Source organism: Cupriavidus sp. 8B, assembly GCF_054589115.1.
The window spans coordinates 1-775 of sequence record NZ_BAAILO010000581.1; the positions used below are offsets into that span (position 1 = coordinate 1).

At 64.1% G+C, this 775-nt stretch carries 1 protein-coding gene; it reads left to right on the forward strand.

Going from position 1 to position 775, the window contains the following annotated elements; all coding sequences use genetic code 11:
* Positions 1-736 (forward strand): ATPase, T2SS/T4P/T4SS family (locus ACYP5B_RS48995; protein WP_459574700.1); only part of this gene is annotated, 736 nt, incomplete at its 5' end.
* Positions 737-775: the final 39 nt, after the last annotated feature.

The following is a 775-nucleotide window of genomic DNA, read 5'->3' on the forward strand; positions in this document are numbered from 1 at the left end:
GCGCACGCTCGACGGTGCGAATCGGGATGAAGATCCTTTTATCGCAGCCAAGCGCCAGATCAAGCGGATGAACCCGCATTTTGTGATGGTGGGCGAACTCCGCGATCACGAATCGGCCGGCCTGTTTCGGGACGTGGCCGGCGCGGGGCTGCGCGCGCTGACGACTGTCCACGCGCCGAGTGCGCTGACGGCGGCGGACCGGCTCTCGGACGGTGAACTGCGCATTCCACGCAGCGTCCTCGCCACGCCCGGCTTCATCAATCTCTACGTCTATCAGGCATTGATGCCGAAGACCTGCAGTTGTGGCCTCCGGCATACGGCGATGAAGGAAGCCCTGGGCGCGAGAAAGCTGCAGCAGATTGAGCGCCTCTTCCGTTTCGATATCGAAGGCATCCGGTTGCGGAACCCGCATGGGTGCGAGCTTTGCCAGCGTCCCAATCTGCCGGAGCTGAACGGCGCCCGCGGCCGGACCGTGGTGGCCGAGATGTTCGAGCCCGACGAGCAGGACCTGGCCTATATCCGCGACGCCAAGAACATCGAGTTGGCGGCATACCAGCGCAGCAAGCGCCAGGTCGGCTTCGACGTGCCGGACAGCACCGGGAAAACCGTGTTCGAGGTCGCCATGTACAAGGTCTTTGCCGGCGTGGTGGACCCGCGTGAGGCGGAGCGCCTGTGCTCGCTCGACGCCTACGAAGCCAGACTTGCCCGCCAGCGTGCGCGCGGCGAAAAGCACTGAGAGGAACGGGATGTTCAACAAACTAGCACAGTGGCTGGT